The organism is Rhodopseudomonas palustris, from assembly GCF_034479375.1.
GTDB classification, from domain to species: domain Bacteria; phylum Pseudomonadota; class Alphaproteobacteria; order Rhizobiales; family Xanthobacteraceae; genus Rhodopseudomonas; species Rhodopseudomonas palustris_M.
The window spans coordinates 4,226,592-4,246,759 of the sequence record NZ_CP140155.1 but is presented as its reverse complement, the minus strand read 5'-3'; the positions used below and the strand labels follow the sequence as shown (position 1 = coordinate 4,246,759).

The 20,168-nt window shown below is 65.3% G+C and carries 22 protein-coding genes and 1 tRNA gene; 12 read left to right on the top strand and 11 right to left on the bottom strand.

Translation table 11 applies throughout. The features are described 5' to 3' along the window. Window positions 1-157: 157 nt before the first annotated feature. The gene (locus tag SR870_RS19215) at window positions 158-1,465 is read left to right on the top strand and encodes an MFS transporter (RefSeq protein WP_322515114.1); all 1,308 of its coding nucleotides are present in this window, start codon (window positions 158-160) and stop codon (window positions 1,463-1,465) included. Between the two features lie 391 nt (window positions 1,466-1,856). Here SR870_RS19215 and SR870_RS19210 read toward each other — a convergent pair whose 3' ends face one another. From SR870_RS19210 to SR870_RS19175, 8 genes are all read right to left on the bottom strand, one after another. Further along, window positions 1,857-2,225 (bottom strand): hypothetical protein, encoded by a 369-nt coding sequence (locus SR870_RS19210; RefSeq protein WP_322515113.1) that lies wholly within the window; start codon window positions 2,223-2,225, stop codon window positions 1,857-1,859. Next, window positions 2,226-5,435 (bottom strand): CusA/CzcA family heavy metal efflux RND transporter, encoded by a 3,210-nt coding sequence (locus SR870_RS19205; RefSeq protein ID WP_322515112.1) that lies wholly within the window; start codon window positions 5,433-5,435, stop codon window positions 2,226-2,228. Between the two features lie 45 nt (window positions 5,436-5,480). Next, window positions 5,481-6,449, bottom strand: a complete 969-nt coding sequence (gene ihpB, locus SR870_RS19200) for a divalent metal ion exporter adaptor subunit IhpB (RefSeq protein ID WP_322515111.1) — start codon at window positions 6,447-6,449, stop codon at window positions 5,481-5,483. Continuing rightward, window positions 6,446-7,717, bottom strand: a complete 1,272-nt coding sequence (ihpA, locus tag SR870_RS19195) for a divalent metal ion exporter subunit IhpA (RefSeq protein WP_322515110.1) — start codon at window positions 7,715-7,717, stop codon at window positions 6,446-6,448. Before ihpA ends, ihpB begins: the two co-directional genes overlap by 4 nt. Window positions 7,718-7,770: 53 nt before the next feature. Further along, on the bottom strand, window positions 7,771-8,136 hold the full coding sequence (locus SR870_RS19190) for a hypothetical protein (RefSeq protein WP_322515109.1): 366 nt from the start codon (window positions 8,134-8,136) through the stop codon (window positions 7,771-7,773). 114 nt (window positions 8,137-8,250) lie between these two features. Beyond that, window positions 8,251-8,430: a hypothetical protein gene (locus tag SR870_RS19185; protein WP_322515108.1), complete on the bottom strand. Its 180-nt coding sequence runs from the start codon at window positions 8,428-8,430 to the stop codon at window positions 8,251-8,253. 392 nt (window positions 8,431-8,822) lie between these two features. After that, window positions 8,823-8,912: transfer RNA gene (locus tag SR870_RS19180), tRNA-Ser, on the bottom strand. A gap of 248 nt (window positions 8,913-9,160) precedes the next feature. Continuing rightward, on the bottom strand, window positions 9,161-10,312 hold the full coding sequence (locus SR870_RS19175; protein ID WP_322515107.1) for an ROK family protein: 1,152 nt from the start codon (window positions 10,310-10,312) through the stop codon (window positions 9,161-9,163). Window positions 10,313-10,647: 335 nt separating this feature from the next. On the opposite strand from SR870_RS19175, the gene rplU reads away from it, so the two are divergent. The 5 genes from rplU to SR870_RS19150 all read left to right on the top strand — a co-directional run bounded on the left by rplU (window position 10,648) and on the right by SR870_RS19150 (window position 12,802). After that, window positions 10,648-11,034: a 50S ribosomal protein L21 gene (gene rplU / locus SR870_RS19170; RefSeq protein ID WP_322515106.1), complete on the top strand. Its 387-nt coding sequence runs from the start codon at window positions 10,648-10,650 to the stop codon at window positions 11,032-11,034. 85 nt (window positions 11,035-11,119) lie between these two features. Continuing rightward, a complete protein-coding gene (rpmA, locus tag SR870_RS19165) occupies window positions 11,120-11,392 on the top strand; it encodes a 50S ribosomal protein L27 (RefSeq protein ID WP_322515105.1) in 273 nt (90 codons plus the stop codon). Window positions 11,393-11,525: 133 nt separating this feature from the next. After that, window positions 11,526-12,122 carry a GNAT family N-acetyltransferase gene (locus tag SR870_RS19160; RefSeq protein WP_322515104.1) on the top strand — a complete coding sequence of 199 codons (597 nt, stop codon included), beginning with the start codon at window positions 11,526-11,528 and terminating at the stop codon, window positions 12,120-12,122. 183 nt (window positions 12,123-12,305) lie between these two features. Then, complete coding sequence (locus SR870_RS19155) at window positions 12,306-12,482, top strand: hypothetical protein (protein ID WP_322515103.1); 177 nt, start codon at window positions 12,306-12,308, stop codon at window positions 12,480-12,482. 149 nt (window positions 12,483-12,631) lie between these two features. Continuing rightward, entirely contained in the window at window positions 12,632-12,802 is a 171-nt protein-coding gene (locus SR870_RS19150) for a hypothetical protein (protein ID WP_322515102.1), read from the top strand. Between the two features lie 6 nt (window positions 12,803-12,808). Here the strand turns inward: SR870_RS19150 and SR870_RS19145 are convergent, their stop codons facing one another. Then, the gene (locus SR870_RS19145; protein WP_322515101.1) at window positions 12,809-13,723 is read right to left on the bottom strand and encodes a DMT family transporter; all 915 of its coding nucleotides are present in this window, start codon (window positions 13,721-13,723) and stop codon (window positions 12,809-12,811) included. A gap of 183 nt (window positions 13,724-13,906) precedes the next feature. Between SR870_RS19145 and obgE the strand changes: the two genes are divergently transcribed. Together obgE and proB are read left to right on the top strand one after the other, a co-directional pair. Then, the gene (gene obgE, locus SR870_RS19140) at window positions 13,907-14,968 is read left to right on the top strand and encodes a GTPase ObgE (RefSeq protein WP_322515100.1); all 1,062 of its coding nucleotides are present in this window, start codon (window positions 13,907-13,909) and stop codon (window positions 14,966-14,968) included. Window positions 14,969-15,091: 123 nt separating this feature from the next. Further along, entirely contained in the window at window positions 15,092-16,222 is a 1,131-nt protein-coding gene (gene proB / locus SR870_RS19135) for a glutamate 5-kinase (RefSeq protein WP_322515099.1), read from the top strand. A 3-nt stretch (window positions 16,223-16,225) separates the two neighbouring features. Here the strand turns inward: proB and SR870_RS19130 are convergent, their stop codons facing one another. Continuing rightward, window positions 16,226-16,522 (bottom strand): type II toxin-antitoxin system RelE/ParE family toxin, encoded by a 297-nt coding sequence (locus tag SR870_RS19130; protein WP_322515098.1) that lies wholly within the window; start codon window positions 16,520-16,522, stop codon window positions 16,226-16,228. Continuing rightward, window positions 16,512-16,769: a type II toxin-antitoxin system ParD family antitoxin gene (locus tag SR870_RS19125; protein ID WP_322515097.1), complete on the bottom strand. Its 258-nt coding sequence runs from the start codon at window positions 16,767-16,769 to the stop codon at window positions 16,512-16,514. Before SR870_RS19125 ends, SR870_RS19130 begins: the two co-directional genes overlap by 11 nt. Before the next feature lie 123 nt (window positions 16,770-16,892). Here SR870_RS19125 and SR870_RS19120 point away from each other — a divergent pair, with 123 nt between their 5' ends. From SR870_RS19120 to rlmH, 4 genes are all read left to right on the top strand, one after another. Further along, a complete protein-coding gene (locus SR870_RS19120; RefSeq protein ID WP_322518314.1) occupies window positions 16,893-18,185 on the top strand; it encodes a glutamate-5-semialdehyde dehydrogenase in 1,293 nt (430 codons plus the stop codon). A 30-nt stretch (window positions 18,186-18,215) separates the two neighbouring features. Next, entirely contained in the window at window positions 18,216-18,845 is a 630-nt protein-coding gene (locus SR870_RS19115) for a nicotinate-nucleotide adenylyltransferase (RefSeq protein ID WP_322515096.1), read from the top strand. A gap of 307 nt (window positions 18,846-19,152) precedes the next feature. Further along, on the top strand, window positions 19,153-19,566 hold the full coding sequence (rsfS, locus tag SR870_RS19110; protein WP_322515095.1) for a ribosome silencing factor: 414 nt from the start codon (window positions 19,153-19,155) through the stop codon (window positions 19,564-19,566). A 103-nt stretch (window positions 19,567-19,669) separates the two neighbouring features. Then, window positions 19,670-20,152 carry a 23S rRNA (pseudouridine(1915)-N(3))-methyltransferase RlmH gene (gene rlmH / locus SR870_RS19105; protein ID WP_322515094.1) on the top strand — a complete coding sequence of 161 codons (483 nt, stop codon included), beginning with the start codon at window positions 19,670-19,672 and terminating at the stop codon, window positions 20,150-20,152. Window positions 20,153-20,168: the final 16 nt, after the last annotated feature.

The window sequence follows — 20,168 nt, the reverse complement described above, 5'->3', positions numbered from 1 at the left end:
CTCGCAACGCAGGGCCTAGCTGCGGCGCAGCAATCGGGACATTGGACAATTTGTCCAATGTTGCGGTGCGGGATCACCGCTCAAACAGAGGCAGGATCGCGGTGCCATTGAGAGGCGATCGCATTAAATTCCTCAGTTTTCACAACGGCAGAGCGCGATGACAGACACGACGACCGCGGGACTTGGCTCTGATCCGGCGCACAAGCAGGCCAAACCCGGCGAGATTGCGATCGGCGTCATCATCGGCCGCACCGCCGAATTCTTCGACTTCTTCGTCTATGCGATCGCGTCGGTGATCGTGTTTCCGCGGCTGGTGTTCCCGTTCGTCAGCGAGCTGACCGGCACGCTGTATTCGTTCGCGATCTTCGCGGTGGCCTTCATCGCGCGGCCGCTCGGCACCGTGATCTTCATGGCGATCGACCGCCGCTACGGCAAAAGCGCCAAGCTGATCAGCGCGATGCTGCTGCTCGGCACCGCCACGGTCGCGATCGCCTTCCTGCCCGGCTATTCCCAGATCGGCGCCGCCTCGATCTGGCTGCTGGCGCTGGCGCGCGCGGCGCAGGGCCTGGCCTGGGGCGGCGCCTGGGACGGGATGGCGTCGCTGCTGGCGCTGAACGCTCCGAAGGAGCAGCGCGGCTGGTACGCGATGGTGCCGCAGCTTGGCGCACCGCTCGGACTGATCGTCGCCAGTGCCCTGTTCGCCTATTTCACCGGGCATCTGTCGTCCGAGGATTTCTTCAGTTGGGGCTGGCGCTACCCGTTCTTCGTCGCTTTCGCCATCAACGTCGTGGCGCTGTTCGCGCGGCTACGCATGGTGGTGACGCCGGAATATTCGTCGCTGTTCGAAAGCCGCGAATTGCAGCCCGGCCGCGTCCTCGACACGGTCCGCCACGACGGCCGCAACATCATCATCGGTGCGTTCGCGCCGCTGGCGAGCTTCGCCCTGTTTCATATGGTCACGGTGTTCCCGCTGTCCTGGGTGTTCCTGTTCACCCGCGAAAGCCCGGTCCGGTTCCTGATCATCGAGACCATCGGCGCGATGTTCGGCGTGGTGGCGATCATCGTGTCCGGCATGCTGGCCGACCGCATCGGCCGCAAGCCGCTGCTGCTGGGCTCGGCGATCGCGATCGCCGTGTTCAGCGGCTTCGCTCCGCAATTGCTCGATGCCGGCCCGGCCGGCGAGACGGTCTATATGATTCTCGGCTTCATCCTGCTCGGGCTGTCGTTCGGCCAGTCCTCCGGCGTGATCGCCTCGAGCTTCCGCACCGCCTATCGCTACACCGCGTCGGCGCTGACCGCAGACCTCGCCTGGCTGTTCGGCGCCGGCTTCGCTCCGCTGGTGGCGCTACTGCTCGCCACCGATTTCGGCCTGCTGTCGTCCGGCGCCTATCTGCTGTCCGGCGCCGTCGTCACCATCCTGGCGCTGTGGATCAGCGGCCTGCGGGAATCGGAAGAGTATCGGTAACCGGCCGTCGCAAACCGGCGGCGCGACATCCGCGGTCCGCGCATCGGCGCGGCCGCTTATGTCATATTCTGCTTCTGCCGAGCAGGCGCGTCCGGTGAGAGGCGATTCCTTCATCGTGGCGAAGCGGCATCGGTGATTCCGATTCGGTCCTGGATGCTGCCGATCCCTGAAGACAGGCGTGGATGGACCCGATTCAAACAGCCCGACTCGTTCTGACGGTCCGGAAGAGGAACGCCGAGAAGTACTCGCGGCACGAAACAGCGTTCGTGACGGGCGCGGAAGCGGCATCGGCATTGCCCCAGGCCGATCCTTCGCCATGCAGGCAAGCGTGACGCTCGCTGACATCGAATCGAACACGCTGCGCAACAGCGCTCCTTGATCTTGCAATGGCTTAGTTCTTGAATTTGGCCTGGCCGGATTTGCCGTCGGCGGCCTTGAGCGTCACCGAGACGGCTGCGCCCTTCGGGATGTCCTTCTTTGCTTCGGCCTTCAGCGCGTTATCTGTGGCAACCAGCGTCAGCGTCTCCCGGTCACCGTCGGACGTCAGCAATGCGGATCCGGAAAACCCCTTGGTCGAGATCGGCTTGTTGGATTCGTCGTAGACGTTGAACGAGATCGTGCGGCCGGTGGCGACCATCTCCACATGCACGCCGGCGACATCCTCCATCGCGCCCCCGTTGGGGCCTTTCTGATGGACATGCTGGGCGAATGCCGATCCGGCCAACAGAACCGCGGAGGCGACGAGCAGTATCTTCTTCATTCAGAGGACTCCTTTGGTGGCTTGAACGGACGCCGCCCCGATGGAGGGCGGCGATTCCCGGCGGAACAGAACGTACAGCGCCGGAAGGACGAGAAGCGTGAGGATAGTCGACGAGATGATCCCGCCGATCACCACGGTCGCGAGCGGCCGCTGCACCTCGGCGCCGGCGCCGGTGGCGATGGCCATCGGGACGAACCCGAGTGATGCGACGAGCGCGGTCATCAGGACGGGCCGCAGGCGCGTCAGCGCGCCTTCCCGCACGGCTTCGACGATGTTCATTCCCTCGACGCGTAGCCGCTCGATGAAGGAGACAATCACTAGGCCGTTCAGTACCGCGACGCCCGAAAGCGCGATGAAACCGATGCCCGCGCTGATCGACATCGGAATGTCGCGTAGTACCAGCGCCGCCACGCCTCCCGTCAGCGCCAGCGGCACCCCGCTGAACACCAACGCCGCGTCGGCCGCCGATCCGAGACTGATGAACAGCAACAGGAGGATCAGCGCCAGAGCTACCGGGACAACGATGGTCAGGCGCTTGGTCGCCGAGACCAACTGCTCGAATTGGCCTCCCCAACCGATCCAGTAGCCCGCCGGCAGCTTCACTTTTTCCGCGACCTGTTTCTGGGCGTCGCCGACGAACGAGCCGAGGTCGCGGCCGCGGACGTTCGCGGTCACCACGATACGGCGCTTGCCATTCTCGCGGCTGATCTGGTTCGGTCCCGGCGCGACTTCGATGCTGGCGACCGCCGATAGCGGCGTGTAGCGCATCTGAGTCAACGGCGAGTTGCTATACGACGCCCTCGTCGCGGCGAAGGGCGTATCGACCGCTGGCAAAGGGACAGGCAGATTCTTGATTGCCTCCAAGTCCGAGCGCATCTGTTCCGGCAGGCGGACGACGAGATCGAAGCGCCGGTCACCCTCGAAGACGAGCCCGGCGTTCTTCCCGCCGATGGCGGTCTCGACGACGCTCTGGACCTCCTGGACGCTCAACCCGAGACGGGACAGAGCCGAACGGTCAAGCTTCACCGTGAGAACCGGCAGACCCGAGACCTGCTCGGTTTTCACGTCGGCGGCGCCCGAAATCCCGCGCAGCACGGTCTCGACCCGCCCCGCCATCTCCAGCAGTCTGTCGAGATCGTCGCCGAAGATCTTCACGCCGACGTCACTGCGGACGCCCGAGATCAGTTCGTTGAACCGCATCTGAATCGGCTGCGTCAGTTCGTACACGTTGCCGGGCAGCGTCTCGGCCTGCTTCTCGATTGCCGCGACCAGATCCGCCTTGCTCCGCGTCGGGTCGGGCCATTCGGCGCGCGGCTTCAACATGATGATGGTGTCCGCCACGTTCGGTGGCATCGGATCCGTCGCAACCTCGGAAGTACCGAGCTTGGAGAACACCTCCTTGACTTCGGGTAGCTGCAGGAGCGCCTTCTCCAGCCGGAGCTGCATATCGACGCCTTGTGTCAGGCTGGTGCCGGGAATGCGCATCGCGTGCATGGCGACGTCGCCTTCGTCGAGGCTCGGGATGAACTCGCCGCCCATCCGGGAGGCGACGTAGCCGGTGATCAGCAGGAGCGCGACCGCGACGGCCGCGACGGCCCCGCGGAAGCGGATCGACAGCCCGAGCAGCGGCAGATAGATCCTCCGCGCACCGCGCATGAAGAAGTTCTCCTTCTCCGTCACCCTGCCCGTCACCAGCAGCGCGACCGCCGCCGGCACGAAAGTCATGGAGAGGATCGACGCGCCGGCGAGAGCCATCAGCACGGTGAGCGCCATCGGGGTGAACATCTTCCCTTCCACCCCGGTCAGCGTCAGCACCGGCAGGTACACGACCGCGATGATCAACGTGCCGAGCAGGCTCGGTTTGATGACCTCCCGGGAGCCTGCAAGAATGGTCGCGAAGCGTTCGTCGCGGGTCAGCAGGCGCCCCTGCCTCTGCTGCTCACGGGCCAAAAGCCGCAGACAGTTCTCGACGATGATGACAGCGCCGTCGATGATGATGCCGAAGTCGATCGCGCCGAGGCTCATCAGGTTGGCGCTGACCTTGGTTTCGACCATCCCCGTGATGGTGATGAGCATCGACAGCGGGATGACGAGCGCCGTGGCAATCGCCGCCTTGAAGTTCCCGAGGATGAGAAACAGGATCACGACGACCAGCAGCGCGCCTTCGACGAGGTTCTTCTCGACGGTCGCGATGGTCGCATCGACGAGCCTGGTCCGGTCGTAGACGACCTTCGCGAAGATGCCTTCCGGAAGCGATTTCCCGATCTCGTCGAGCTTGGCGGAGACGCGCTGCGACACCGTCCGGCTGTTCTCGCCGACGAGAAGCATGGCAGTGCCGAGAACCGTCTCCCTGCCGTCGAGCGTCGCCGCGCCGGTGCGCAGGTCGGTTCCGATCTTCACGTCGGCGACGTCGCCGATTCGAACCGGCACCCCGCCGCGCGAACCGATCACCACGCGGCCGATGTCTTCGACGTCCGCGACCTGCCCCGGAGTGCGGACCAGATACTGTTCGCCGTTTCGCTCGATGTAGCCGGCACCGACATTCGCATTGTTGGCCGCGAGCGCCGTCATGACGTCGCGAAAGCCGAGGCGGTACGCCATCAGCTTGCTGGGGTCCGGCAGGACGTGGAACTGCTTTTCGTAGCCGCCGATCGTGTTGACCTCGACCACACCCGGGACCGTGCGGAGCTGCGGCTTGACGATCCAGTCCTGGACGGTGCGCAGATCGATCGGCGTCACCGCAGAGCCGTCGGCATTCCTGGCGTTCGGCTTGGCATCGAGCGCGAAAGTGTAGATCTCGCCGAGCCCGGTCGAGATCGGCCCCATTGATATCTCGATGCCCGTCGGCAACTGATCCTTCACCTGTTGCAGGCGCTCGCTCACCTGCTGGCGGGCGAAATAGATGTTCGTCCCCTCGTTGAACACGATCGTGACCTGGCTCAGGCCGTAGCGGGATATCGAACGCGTGTATTGAAGGCTCGGGATGCCGCTCATTCCCGTTTCGACCGGAAAGGTGATGCGCTGCTCGACCTCGAGCGGCGAATAGCCCGCCGCCTCGACGTTGACCTGGACCTGGACGTTGGTGATGTCCGGGACCGCGTCGATCGGCAGGCGCGTGAAATTCCAGGCGCCGAAGGCCGCCACGGCCAGCACCCCTATCATCACGAACCAGCGCTGCCGGATGGAGAAATCGAGGATGGCGTTGATCATCGCGTCACGTTGCTCCCAAGACGACAGCGGTCGTGCGGGGACAGGTCAGTGGTCATGGGACGCTTCGCCTTTGCCGAGCTCCGCCTTCACGACGAAGCTGTTCCTGGCGGCATATTTGTCGCCGTCCATCACACCGAAGACGATCTCGATGTTCTCGGAATCGCGAGATCCGATCTCCACGTCGCGCGCCTCGAATTTCTCCCCGCTACGGACGAAGACCACGTTGCGGTTCTCCACCGTCTGCAGCGCCGAGCCCTTCACGGCGACCGGCACCTGCTTTGCCGACAGGATCAGCCTGGCCGAGACGAACAACCCGGTGCGAAGGCGCATGCCGTCGTTCGCCACGACGGCCCTGACAAGCGCGCTCTGGGTATCGGCGCTGCCGACCGGGGACACGTAGGACAGTTCCGCCTTGATGGGGTCGCCGCCGTCGCCGACATCGATCAGGATCGCATCGCCCAAACGAACGCGGGGCAGATCGCGCCTGTAGACCGAAAGATCGACCCAGACCGTCGAAATGTCCGCGACCACGAAGGCGGGCTTCTGCTCGGACGCATATTCGCCGAGCGAGATCTGTCGATCGATCACGGTTCCGGAGAATGGCGCACGCATCTCGTAGACGCTCAGGCTCTGGTTGCTCTCGATCTTGGCCAGAAGCTCGCCCTTCTCGACGGAGTCGCCGATGCGTTTTTTGATCTCGCGGACCACACCCGGAAACCGGGGTGTCACCTGGACGAGCGCCTCCTGGTTGGGCTGCAGAATGCCGTTGAGGATGATGGAATCGTGCAGCGTCGCGGGCGCAGCCGTCACGATCTCAATTCCCGCGGCGGCGACCTTGGCGTCGGTCATCTCGACGACACCCTCGGCGCCATGACCTTCGTCATGGCCTTTCTCGCCGTGCTTGGCATCCTTGCCCGGCGGAGCCGCGTTGCCGCTCGGCGCGTTGGGGTAGAGAAAAGCTGCTGCCGCCAGAACCGCGATGGCGCCGACGATCATGAGTAGGGGCTTCTTCATCGTGCGCTCCCCCGCGCCAGAGCAAACGGATTGCCGACAAGCGCCTCGATGGTGGCGACGGCGACGTGGAAATTCTGCTGGGCTTCCTGTTCGCGAAGCCGCGCCTGGGCGACGCTCGCCTGCGCGTCGAGCACTTCGAGAAGCGAGTAGCGCCCCTGACCGTAGCCCTCGAAGATCGCATCCGAAGCGTCCTTCGACTTCGGGATCGCGGTCTCGCGCAGAATGACGAGTTCGCGCAGCGATCCCTGGAGCGTGTCGTAGGCACGTCCGGCCACGACAATCAGCATATTGCGGTTCGCTTTCCGCTCGGCCGCGGTCTTCGCGAGGCTCTCTTGGGCAGAGAGGATGTTGCCCCGATTCTGGTCGAATACGGGGATCGGGATCGACACGGACAGCCGCGCAGCGTCGTCGCCCGTCGAGTTGTAGTGGCGCCAGCCTGCGGAGACCGTCACGTCCGGATAGGGCTTGAGGCGCGCCAGAATCAGCTGGGCGTTCCGCTGCGCATAGACGGCCGTCCACCGCACCAGTTGCGGATTGGCATCGATGGCGGCGACGACCGTCTGGAACGCCGGCGGCCGCCCCGTCACGTCCAGCCGTCCGGACAAGGTGCCGAACTTCGGCGCGGAGTCGCCCATCAGGATCGCAAGTTCGCGACGCGCGGTCGCGAGCGACGACTTCGTTCGCTCCCGGTCGGCCTTGACGAGGGCGGAGGCGACTTCCGCGCGTCCCGTTTCCGCGACGGACGACGCGCCGGCCTCGACGCGACGCTGCAACAGCGGGGTGATCCGGTCGATCGAACTGACCAGCTCTTCGAGAATCTGGATCCTTCGCTGCAGGCCGAGCACATTCAGGAACGCGATCGCGGTCTCGCCCAGCACTTCGAGCCTCACCGCCTGCCGCTCGATCCCGGCCTGATCGAGACCGGCCTGCCCCGCGGCGATGCGCGCATCGCGCTTGCCCCAAAGCTCCAACATCTGACTGATCTGCAGCGTGGTCTCGGCCGAGCGTGTACCGCGATACGCGCCCGATCCGAAGGCGTCGTCCTGTTCGAAGGAGACCTCCGGATTGATCAGCGCTTCGGACTGGATCCGCTGTCCGCGGGCGATGCCGATGTCGCGCTCGGCAGCCGTCAGACGTGGATTGGTCGCGAGCGCGCGCTGAAGCGCCGCCCCCATGGTGAGGGTCTGCGAATGCGCGGCGTCTGCCTGCAGTAAACCTGCCAGCAAAGACGTCACGCACGCTAGACGCGTTGCGTGTTTCGAAAGCATGGGAAGACCTAACGAACGACGGAGTCAGGGCGCGATGCGCCCAGCGATTACGTTCAGGTCAGAGATTTAGGTGGGGGAGAGTCGAACCACGCGTGATCGGCGGCGAAAAACGATGCGACCGACATCGTGATCGAGCTCGGCAGACCGCCTAGAGCGTCTGCTACTACCGGCGCGGGCACCAGCGCGGGAATGCAGGTCGGGCAATGGTCGCAGAGCGTCAATTCGGCAGGCGATGAATCGTGGCCCGACGAGTTCGACACCTTTTCGATTCCAACAGGGGATGCGACGGCTTGATCGAAGCAGGACATCTCATGAGCGACGCCCACGAACAGGTAGACAAACGCAATGAACATCAGCAGGCAACGGCGCAAATCGCCCGCCTGCTTTTTCGATGCACCGGTGGGTGTCGACTGTTCCATGCGGCCCGAATATCAAATCGCTCGCGTGAACACTATCACAATTCCGCTCGGGGTGAGGCTTTCGCGCCGTCATCCGCGACGGATTGCCTCATGATCGCGTGAACCACGAACACATCAGCTCACGCCGAACTGACCGATTGCGATCCCGGTGACATAAGCGCCGGTGCGAAGATCACCGAGCTGGAGCAGGAAGCGATCTGGGGCCTGCACGGCCAGATCTTCTACATCGCGATCCGCAGATACGTGTACGGCACGCCGGTGCCGGCCGAACTCGATCCGGTGATCGTCGACCACGTCAGGCGGTTCATGCGCGGCGCCGTCGCCGGCCCGCGGCCGAAGTGAACGCGGATTGTCCCCAGCGCGAATTGCGCCAATGACGGCCAGCCATCTGCAACCTCAACCCTTGAAGGGTTTCGGCCCCCTGCCCATCCAACGATCGACCCACTGCCGGCGGCTGCCTTCCAACCAACTACATCGGCGGTCGGTGCAGCGAGCTGCGGACATCCTTGCGAGAAGCTCGCGACTTCGAGCCACTTTGAAAGTGTCTGCAATCCTGTCCAACGAAGCTGTTGTTCAGCGGCAGAATCCGTAGGGGATTTGGGCTACCCCCCCGGGGCTCCCACCACCACCCACAAGCGTGTGAGAAAACCTTTATTTTCAGGGGTTTTTCGAGACGTCAGAAGACGTGGCGGAGAGGGAGGGATTCGAACCCCCGATAGGCTTGCACCTATGCCGCATTTCGAGTGCGGTGCATTCGACCACTCTGCCACCTCTCCGCGGCGAAAGCGGGAATGATCCCGCAACTGGTCGGGCGGAGTTCTAGGTGAGGCCGCGCGGATAAACAAGCCGGCGCAGGTCTCGAGCCGGCCGCACCGACCTAACCGGGGCAAAGCGCCCTCGGACGGATCGGCAGAGCCGGTTGGGGGTGGGGATCCCGGTGGGGCCTGGCCGGGCCCATGCCGACCCCCTCAAGCGCAAGCCTTTGGGGTGCAGGCGGCCGGACTTGATTCCCGGTGTCGGCGACTCAGGCCTTCTCCTTGTCCTTGCGGTCCTTGTCCTTGTCTTTGTCCTTGCCCTTGTCGTCTTTGGCCTTGTCTTTCTTGCCCTTGTCTTTGGCCTTGCGGTTGGTGAAGCGGGCGTTGCCGAGGCCGGTGCCGATGGTCAGCACGCCCCAGCGCTCGAACTCCTGCATGAACGGCACTTCGCTCAACCCCTGGGCGACGCCGTCATTGTGCATCAGGATCGCGGTGTCGTGGTCGCCGATGGTGGGGATGCCCTCGATCAAGCTGCGCGGCAGGTGAAATCGGCTGCTTTCCCAATTGCCCGGCAGGTTCTGGGCGCCCTTCTCGATGGTGCCGTCGGCGTTGATCACGCCGGGGCAGGAAATCCCGATGAACGGCGCGAGCTTGAAGCCCTCTTTCTCGGCGGCCGCGATCAGATCCTTCAGCATCTTGGTCAGTCGCTTCACCGCGCCTTCGCGGGTCGGCTCGTCTTCGGCATGGCGCCACAGATCGACCTTCCAGACCGACGCCTTCGAGAGGTCCTTTGCCTTTTTCCAGCCGGTTTCGACCACGCCGCAGCGGATGTTGGAGCCGCCGATATCGACCGCCAGAATGCTGTCGTGTCCCTCGAAGATCCACGATGGCGCCAGATGCAGACAGCCGATCAGCCCGGCTTCGTCCGGATCGAACCGGATCGGCACCAGATCGATCTTCAACCCTTCGGATTTGAGGATGATGTCGGTGCGGGCGATCGCCAGTTCCCCGACCCGGCCCTGGCGGAAGCCGCCGCCGACCACGATGCACTCGGTATCGGCCCAGGCCTTGGTCTTGAGAAACCGGCGGGTGACATAGGCCAGTTCCTGGGCGAATTCCTCGATTGCGCCGTGCACCAGCGCCGCGGCGTGGAGGTCATCGCCGTTCACAGCATCTTCGAGCGTCCCCTTGGAAATCTCCTCTGTCGGCTTCTTGCCCAGCGGATCGTCGCCATTCTTGCGCAGCGGCTTGCGCGAGGCGTCGAGCATGCGCTGGAATGCGCCCTTGCTGGCCCGGTCGCCGAGAAATCCATCGTCATCCTTGAGCTCGATATTATAGGTATCGACGTCGACCGACGGCAGCCGCGCGGCGCCGTGAGCGGCGATGCCGGCGTTGGTGGTGGTCAGCGTGTCCTCGGCCATTGCTCGTTTCCCCGGTGTGAAAACCGGGTGACAACGATCCGGGAACCCGTTGGTTGCACCGCCCTGCGACATGGCGATCACCCACTTCCCCTTGCACGGACTCGGCTTTTCGCCGCTTCCGCCTTGACTTGAGGCGACCCGAGGCTATAAGTCCCGCACCCGGCGTGGGCAGGTCCCGCGCCGATTTGCTTTGTGTGACCAGCGCCGAAGCCCCGTCAGAGGGCCACGCCATTCACACGGATTCAAGCGACCATTCAGGTCGCAACCCGCAACGACTGAACAAAAAGCCGGCCCGGTTCACCCGAGGCTGGGATCGAACACGAAGGATGAAAACGATGTTCGCAGTCATCAAAACCGGCGGCCGGCAATACCGTGTCGTTCCGGATGATGTTCTCGAAGTAGGCAAGATCGAAGGCGAAGTCGGCACGATCGTGCAGCTCGGCGAAGTTCTGATGCTCGGCGGCGACACGCCCCAGCTCGGTCTTCCCATGGTTGCGGGCGCCAGCGTCGCCGCCGAAGTGCTGGACCACAAGCGCGGCCCGAAGGTGATTTCGTTCAAGAAGCGCCGCCGCAAGAATTCGAAGCGCAAGCGCGGCTATCGCGACGAGATCACGGTGCTGCGGATCACCGAGATCCTCGCCGACGGCAAGTCGCCCTCGATCGGCCCGCGGCCGAAGCGCGTCAAGGCCGAGCCGGCTCCTGCAGCGGACGCTGCCGAATAAGGCAGCGACCGCGATACAAACAAAAAGTGAGATGATTCCCTGACGGAATCGGTCTAGAGATCACTCGGAATTTTGGAGACGGGCTATGGCTCATAAAAAAGCGGGCGGTTCATCGCGCAACGGGCGTGATTCTGCGGGCAAGCGCCTCGGGATCAAGGCCTATGGCGGCGAGCATGTGATCCCCGGCAACATCATTGCGCGTCAGCGCGGCACCACTTGGCACCCCGGCCTCAATGTCGGCATGGGCACCGATCACACCTTGTTCGCCAAGGTGGAAGGCCATGTCGAGTTTCGCGCCAAAGGCAACGGCCGCACCTTCGTATCGGTACTCCCGATCGCGGCGGAGGCGGCTGAATAGACGGTGGACTGATCGTGTGTCCGCCGGTCCTGTCAAACCGGCGGAGCACAAAAAGGGCTCCAGGGGAGGCGGGATAACCGGCCTCCCCTTTTCGTTTTGCGTGCATGTTCAGAAGCGCATTCAGGAGCCCGCCATGTTGCAGGAAATCCCGACCCACACGCCCTCGTTGCGAGAGCCGAGACCTTGCGTCCTCGAGACCGGGCGGCTGACGCTGCGCAAACCGGCTCTCGCGGACGTCAACGCCATCGCGCGCCTAGCCAACGACCGCCGGGTCGCCGAGATGACCCGCCGGCTGCCGCATCCCTATACGCGCGACGACGCCGCGCGCTTCGTCACCTCGCTCGGGCAGGACCACGAGACCGTGTTTCTGATCGAAGCGGATTTCGAGCCGGTCGGCATGGTCGGCGTCGACTGGCGCGACCGCGACGCGCCGGAGCTCGGCTACTGGCTCGGCGTCGCGCATTGGGGCAACGGCTATGCCACCGAGGCGGCGCGTGCGGTGATCGACTTCACCTTCGAGGAACACGCGATCGGGCAGATGGTCTCGGCGGCGCGCGTCGTCAATCCGGCATCGCGCAACGTCCTCGAGAAGTGCGGCTTCCAGTGGACCGGCGTCGAATTGCATCGCATGGAGGCGATCGGCTCGTCGACCCCGGTCGACTGCTTCCGCCTGACCCGCGGCGTGTGGTCGTCGCTGAAGAGCTGGGGCAAGACCCGGCGCAGCCGCTGACGCGCGAGACGCGAGCGGCCGGGCATATCCCGGCCGCCGCGGTTCGTGATCCGGCAAGGATCGTTGCAAGTCGCCGCTTTGCCGCCAGAGATACTTAACCAGCGCCGCATCCGCTGGGGCGATCACGAGTACGCAGCGCCGCCGCAGTCGCTTAGCAAGAGCTCCGCAAACAAGGAGTTCGACATGCTGACCCAACGCTACATCCAGGCCATCCTCACTCACGACATCGCCGACGGCATCAAGCACAACGCCGACGCGATCGAAAAGTGCGAACGCGCGCTTCGCGTCGCCGAGCAGCAGGAGCACACCGAGCAATTGAGCTTCCGGTTCGTCGATCTCGACCGCCGCTTCGGAATCTGATGTCCGGGCGCTCTCGCCCGTTCGCAGATGTTTAACGACGAGACCCGGTTTCCTCCGGCGGACACCGCCGGAGCATCAGGCCTTAATCAGCTCGCCGGTAGGATGTGGCGAGTCCAGAAGAGTTTCCGGATACGAACAGGGAGCTTGCCATGTCCGACCACGCCGAACTGATTGCCGTCGCCAATGTCGAGGATCAGATCCTTCGGGATCTCGAGGCATTCGAAGCGCGCGAACGCCGCCTGTTGGCAGAGGACCGGCGCGAACGCGCCCGCCAACTCAACGCGCGCTTCACCGGCCTCAAACTGATGAACGCCGAGTAACGGGCGTCAGTTCGTCTGCGGCGGCGGCTCGTCCGGCGCCTTGCGATCGCGCAGCGCGAGATACAGTCCCGCGCCGACAATGACGACGACGCCGACCAGTGTCGACAGCGTCGGCACGTCGCCGAAGAACAGCCAGCCGAGCGCGGCCGCGAAGATGATCATCGTGTACTGGTAAGGCACCACGACGCTCGCCGGCGCCAACCGCAGCGAGCGGTTGACGCACAACAGCCCCGCTGCCGAACCTATCCCCGCAAGCACGAACCAGATCCAGTCGGACGGCGGCGGCGCGATCCAGCCGGACGGCGCCAGCAGCGCCGAGCCCAGCAGCGCGGTGCCGACGAATTGCTGCGACGCCAGCGCGATCTCGGGCGTCCGCCGCAGGAACCGGGTGATCAGCATCAGCGCCGCGAACAGCACGCTGGCGAGGATCGCGATCAGCGCCGGCCAGCTCATGGTCTGGGGCGACGGCTGCAACGCGATCAGCACGCCCACAAAGCCGACCAGGATCGCGATCGACCGCGCCCGATCGATGGTCTCGCCGAGAAACAAGGCGGCGCCGACCGACACGAACAGCGCCGAGGCCAGATAGAACGTGATGACGTCGGCGAGCGGCAGATAAACCGTGGCGAGGAAGAACGCCGCGACCTCGAAAGCCGACACCAGCATCCGCACCAGTTGCAGCCCCGGCCGCTCCAGCCGGGTGAAGGCTGCCCGCTGCCGCCAGATCAGCGGCGCGAGCAGCACCAGACCGGCCAGCGCCCGCAGCAGCAGGAATTCGCCGACCGGATAGGTCGCCACCACTTTCTTGCCGACCGCGTCCGCAAAGGAGAACGCCAGCATCGCCAGCAGCATCAGGGCAATGCCGGCCGCTTGCGCACCATGTTCGCCGGGGCCAATGGAGATTCTGCGGAACAACCCCATATCTGGCTCTGGTACCTTGCGAACCGGAACAGCTCGACCGCGGCGCTTATGGCGCGGCGGCTCGCGGCGGCGCAAGGCCGACGGTCGACAGAGCCCCACGCAAAACGCCGCACGGCAACAGCGACGCGCTTCCGGCCATCGAGTTGTTGCCGCGCCCCCTCCCTGTACGATACGGATAGCGCCATGAAATTCCTCGATGAAGCCAAGGTTTACATCCGCTCCGGCGACGGCGGGAACGGCTGTGTGGCGTTCCGCCGCGAGAAGTTCATCGAGTTCGGTGGGCCGAACGGCGGCAATGGCGGCCGCGGCGGCGACGTCGTGGTCGAGGCCGCCGACGGCCTCAATACGCTGATCGACTATCGCTACCAGCAGCACTTCAAGGCCCAAAAGGGCGTCAACGGCATGGGCAGCGACCGCCACGGCGCCAACGGCAAGGCCATCGTGCTGAAAGTGCCCGTCGGAACCCAGATTTTCGACGAGGACAAGGAAACGCTGATCCACGACTTCACCAAGGTCGGGGAACGTTTCGTGCTGGCCGAGGGCGGCAATGGCGGCTTCGGCAACGCGCATTTCAAGTCGTCGACCAACCGCGCCCCGCGCCACGCCAATCCCGGCCTGCCCGGCGAGGAGCGCTGGATCTGGCTGCGGCTGAAGCTGATCGCCGACGCAGGCCTGGTCGGCCTGCCCAACGCCGGCAAATCGACGTTTCTGTCCAAGGTCAGCGCCGCCAAGCCGAAGATCGCCGACTATCCGTTCACCACGCTGCATCCGCAGCTCGGCGTGGTGAACGCCGACGGCCGCGAATTCGTGCTCGCCGACATTCCCGGACTGATCGAGGGGGCGCATGAAGGCGCCGGCCTCGGCGACCGTTTCCTCGGCCATGTCGAGCGCTGCCGCGTGCTGCTGCATTTGATCGACGCCACCTGCGAGCACGCCGGCAAGGCCTACAAGACGGTGCGCGGCGAACTCGATGCCTATGCCGAGACGCTCGCCGACAAGATCGAGATCGTGGCGCTGAACAAGATCGACGCGGTCGAGCCGGACGAGCTGAAGAAGCAGAAGGACCGGCTAAAGCGCGCCGCGAAGAAGACGCCGCTGCTGATCTCCGGCATCACCGGCGCGGGCGTTCCGGAAGCGCTGCGCGCGCTCGCCGCCGTGATCGGCGAAGCGCCGGTTTCCGACAAGGCGAAGAACGCGGCCGAGAACGCCGCCGACGCCAAACCCTGGGCGCCGCAGGACGCATGATCTTTCGTCTCGTGTCGGATCGGAGAGGCGGCTTGCGCGGGGCGGCGCGGTGCTGCACAACGAAATCCCTTTTCGACCGTCGCCGCGTCGTTGGCCGCGACCCATCACTCGACCGATACGCCGATGGCCCGCCCGAAACTCCATGATTTCCGCCGCATCGTCGTCAAGGTCGGCTCCTCGCTGCTGATCGATTCCGGCGCCGGCGAGGTCCGGGCGAACTGGCTCGCCGCGCTCGCCGCCGACATCGCCGAGCTGCATCGCGGCGGCCGCGACGTGATGATCGTCTCCTCCGGCTCGATCGCACTCGGCCGCAGCCGACTGAAGCTGCCGCGCGGCGCGCTGAAGCTCGAGGAAAGCCAGGCCGCCGCCGCCGTCGGCCAGATCGCGCTGGCGCGGACCTGGTCGGAGGTGCTGGGCCACCACGGCATCGGCGCAGGGCAGATCCTGGTGACGCTGCAGGACACCGAGGAGCGGCGGCGCTATCTCAACGCCCGCTCGACCATCGCCAAGCTGCTGGAATGGCGCGCGGTGCCGGTGATCAACGAGAACGACACCGTCGCCACCAACGAAATCCGCTATGGCGACAACGACCGGCTCGCCGCGCGGGTCGCCACCATGGCGAGCGCCGACCTGCTGATCCTGCTGTCGGACATCGACGGCCTGTACACCGCCCCGCCCGGCAGCAATCCGGATGCGAAGCTGATCCCGGTGGTCGACTCCGTCACCGCCGAGATCGAGGGGATGGCGGGCGCCGCCGGTTCCGAACTGTCGCGCGGCGGCATGCGGACCAAGATCGAGGCCGCCAAGATAGCAACCAGCGCCGGCACCCACATGCTGATCGCGTCCGGCAAGATCGACCATCCGCTCGAGGCCATCGCCGATGGCGGCCCCTGCACCTGGTTCCTGACGCCCGCGAATCCCGTGACGGCGCGAAAGCGCTGGATCGCCGGCTCGCTGGAGCCGAAAGGCACGCTGACGATCGACGCCGGCGCGGTGACGGCGCTGCGCGCCGGCAAAAGCCTGCTGCCGGCCGGCGTGATCCGGGTCGACGGTCAGTTCGCGCGCGGCGATGCGGTGATCGTGCGCGGCCCGGACACCCACGAGATCGGCCGCGGCCTGGTCGCCTACGACGCCGACGACGCCGACAGGATCAAGGGGCGCTCCTCTCCCGACGTGATGAGCATCCTCGGCATCAGCGGCCGCGCCGAAATGATCCACCGCGACGATCTGGTGGTGGGGACCGCGCCGGGGTGAGGCTTACTTGAAGTCTTCAGGCGAGATGTCCTGGCGTCCGTGCAGAGCGCGAACGACGGCCACACCGTCCTTCAAAGGAAGATAGTACAGGACGTAGCTTCCTGACGGAAAGCTGCGCAGTTTTGGGGACAAATCCGGGCGCACTCGTCCGAGCAGAGGCGACTGCGCCAGAACGTCAAACACCTTCTCGAAGGTTTCGAGCAGCCGATCCGCGGCTTTGATGTTGTCGCTGGCGACGAAGCGCCAGATCGCGGCAATATCGCGCTCGGCTTGCGGACTCTTCCGTGCCCTATTCGCCACGTTCCGCTGCCAGCCGCTTGCGTCCTTCGGCCTTGATGCGTTCGAACATGCTGCCGACCTCTTCCATCGGCCCGCTGGCGAGGCCTTCCTGGATCGCCGCCCGCAATTCTTCTAGCTTCGCTTCGCGCGCCTGCATCAGGCGGAGGCTGTCGCGCAGAACATCGCCGACCGACTCGTAGCGGCCGCTTTCGACGAGGCTTTCGACAAAAGCCTCGGACTGCTCGTCGAGGGTATAGCTGCCGGCCATGGGCGCCTCCTGAGGACACGCAAAATGATAGTGATCGCCCGGTTTCCCCGCAACCGGCTTGGCGTGTCGGCAATTTCCGCCTATTTACATGACGCAACACGTATTTTTCAGGCTGGACCGCTCATGACCGCCTCGCTCAAAGCCATCGACGGCAGCGCCGAGCTCGCCACGCTGATGAACGACCTCGGCCGCGACGCCCGCGCCGCCGCGCGGGTGCTGGCACAGGCCTCGCCGGAGCAGAAGAACCGCGCGCTCGAGGCAATGGAAAAGGCCATTCGCGCCGGCGCCGACAAGATTTTGGCCGCCAATGCCGAGGATGTCGCCGACGCCAAGACCTCGGGCGCCAATTCCGCCTTCCTCGACCGGCTGACGCTGACGCCGGCACGGATCGAAGCCATGGCCGAGGGCATCGCCGTGGTCCGCGGCATTCCCGACCCGGTCGGCGCCGTCACCGAAAGCTGGCAGCGCCCGAACGGCATGACGATCGAGCGCGTCCGCGTCCCGCTCGGCGTGGTCGCAGTGATCTACGAGAGCCGCCCCAACGTCACGGCGGATGCCGGCGTGCTGTGCCTGAAATCCGGCAATGCGGTGATCCTGCGCGGCGGCTCGGAGAGCTTTCGCTCCGGCCGTGCGATCCATCAATGCCTGGTGCAGGGGCTACGCGAGGCGGGGTTGCCGGAAGCCGCGATCACGCTGGTGCCGACCCGCGACCGCGCCGCGGTGGGCTTGTTACTTGGCGGACTGAACGGCTCTGTCGACGTGATCGTGCCGCGCGGCGGCAAGAGCCTGGTGGCGCGAGTCGAGAGTGAAGCGCGCGTGCCGGTATTCGCGCATCTCGAAGGCGTCAACCACGTCTATATCGATCGCAGCGCCGATCTCGACATGGCGAAGTCGATCGTGCTCAACGCCAAGATGCGGCGCACCGGCGTCTGCGGCGCCGCCGAGACGCTGCTGGTCGATCGCGCCGCCACCGCAACGCATCTCGCGCCGCTGGTCGGCATGCTGATCGACGCCGGCTGTGAAGTCCGCGGCGACGCCGTCGTGCAGCAGGCCGATACGCGAGTGAAGCCCGCGACCGATCAGGACTGGGACACCGAATATCTCGACGCGGTGATCGCCGCGAAGGTGGTCGACGACGTCGACGACGCGATCGTGCATATCCACGATCACGGCTCGCACCATACCGACGCGATCGTCGCCGAGGATGCGCAGGCCGCCGCGAAATTTCTCGGCGAGGTCGATTCCGCGATCGTGCTGCACAACGCTTCGACGCAGTTCGCCGACGGCGGCGAGTTCGGCTTCGGCGCCGAGATCGGCATCGCCACCGGCAAGTTCCACGCCCGCGGCCCGGTCGGCGCGGAGCAGCTCACGACCTTCAAATATCGGATTCACGGCACCGGGCAGACCCGACCGTGAGCGCCCCGACCTGCCTGCGCGGAGCATGAGTTGACGCCGGATCCCGTGGCGGCCCGCCGCGCCGTTCCGGCCTACAGTCGCGGCATGCGGATCGGCCTGCTCGGCGGCTCGTTCAATCCGCCCCACGAAGCGCATCGCGCGATCAGCCGCTTCGCGCTGACTCGGCTGAAGCTCGACCGCGTCTGGTGGCTGGTGTCGCCCGGCAATCCGCTGAAGGACGTCACGGCGTTGCGCGAGCTCGACGCCCGGGTCGCCGCGGCGCAGGCGATGGCCGACGATCCACGCATCCAGGTGAGTTGCCTCGAAGCCGCGATCGGCACCCGCTACACCGCCGACACCATCGATTATCTGCTGCGGCACTGCCCCGGCGCGCACTTCGTCTGGATCATGGGCGCCGACAATCTGGCGCAGTTCCATCGCTGGCAGCGCTGGCAGCGAATTGCGACGTCGCTGCCGATCGCGGTGATCGACCGCCCGCCGGCGACGTTCCGCGCCCTCGCCGCGCCCGCCGCTCAGACGCTCAAGCGCTACCGCCTGGGGAGCAATGCGGCCGCAACGCTGGCCGACCGGACGCCGCCGTCGTGGATCTTCCTGACAGGGCTGAAATCGCCGCTGTCCTCGTCCTCGCTCCGGAACCCCGACGGAAGTTGGAAGAAATGAAGCTTCCTCGCCGTCTGGATTGTTGAAACCGTCAACCCCACATGCCTAGTATGGTTCTCAGGCGCCGGGATTCGGCGCGCGCGCGATACAGTGAAAGGAAAGGTCCCTGACCACATCTGTATTGTCCAAGTCGGCTCTGCCGAAGCCGGTCACCGCCAAAGCGGTCAAGTCCAAGACGGCGACTTCGAAAGCGGTTACTTCGAAGGCCGCAACTTCGAAGACCGCAACTTCGAAGACCGCAACTTCGAAGACCGCAACTTCGAAGACCGCAGCCTCGAAAACGGCTGCATCGAAGAAGACCAGTGCGATGGCCGCTGCTCCGCAATCCGTAGCCGTGACAGAAGCTGTTGCGCCCGACGCGATCTCCGGGCTCCGGTTGACGGCCGAGGAAACTCTGCAACTGATCCTCTCCCGCCTCGACGACATGAAGGCGGAAGAGACGATCGCGATCGACATCCGCGGCAAGTCAGCGATGTTCGATTACGTCGTCGTCACGAGCGGCCGTGTGAACCGTCATGTCGGCGCGATCGCCGAGAACGTCTCCAAGGGGCTGAAGGAAGCCGGCATCGTCAACATCCATACCGAGGGCATGACCAATTGCGATTGGGTGCTGATGGATTGCGGCGACGTGGTGCTGCACGTGTTCCGTCCGGAGGTTCGCGAGTTCTACAACCTCGAGCGGTTGTGGACGCAGGGACCGCAGCCGGCGAAGACGCTGTAGCAACCGCGATTCTGCACGCGCTGTCGGCGAGTGCGCGCGTGCATACGCGTGCCGGTCCGTCGACGCAGGGGGCAGGACAGCGCGGCGCAGGGAGCGCAAGCCGATGCGGCTGACAGTGATTGCCGTCGGCAAACTCAAGCAGGGCCCCGAACGCGAACTCGCCGAGCGCTATCGCGCTCGGTTCGACGATATCGGCCGCAAGCTCGGCTTTCGCGGCCTCGACATCCATGAGCTCGGCGAGAGTCGCGCCCGCGAGGCCGCCGCGCGCATGGCCGAGGAAGCCGCCGCGATCGCGGCGCTGGTTCCTGACGGCGGCACGCTGGTCACCCTCGACGAGCGCGGCAAGAGCGTCGACAGTGCGGCCTTCGCGGCGCAGCTCGGCCGCTGGCGTGACGAATCGGTGCCCGGTACCGTTTTCGTGATCGGCGGAGCGGACGGACTTTTGCCTGAATTGCGGCGCAAGGCAAAGCTGTGCCTATCGTTTGGCGCCGCGACTTGGCCGCACCAGATGGTCCGGGTGATGCTGCTGGAGCAGATCTACCGGGCCGCGACGATTTTGGCGGGCCATCCTTATCACCGTGCCTAACGAGCGCCGCAGCGAT